Source organism: Streptomyces sp. WM6386 (assembly GCF_000972385.1).
GTDB lineage: Bacteria > Actinomycetota > Actinomycetes > Streptomycetales > Streptomycetaceae > Streptomyces.
The window spans coordinates 1-317 of record NZ_JXTE01000772.1; the positions used below are offsets into that span (position 1 = coordinate 1).

The window sequence follows — 317 nt, forward strand, 5'->3', positions numbered from 1 at the left end:
GGACGACGCCTGGGCTGATCGCATCGCTGCGCGAGCGGACTTCCCGATCTACTTCATCGATGACGAGACGGCCGTTCGCGTCAGGGCCGGCAAGATGGATGTCATTTCTGAAGGGCGGTGGCGGTTCCATCCGTGACGCAACGCGTGGTGGGAGCCCCGGACAGGAAAGTGGGGGACGTGCCTGTACCTCGTTCGCGTCGAAACGCCGACGCCTCAAAACCAAGCGGCCGCGCCGGGAACAGTCGGTCCGGTCGGCACGGTTGCATCGACCGAGGGACCGGCGCCGTACAGGCGGGGAACACGGAGACCAGAGGGTC

General features: G+C 66.2%; 1 pseudogene. It reads left to right on the forward strand.

From position 1 onward, the window contains the following. Positions 1–136 (forward strand): annotated as a pseudogene (locus TN53_RS49035) (peptidase E); the annotation flags it as partial. Positions 137–317: the final 181 nt, after the last annotated feature.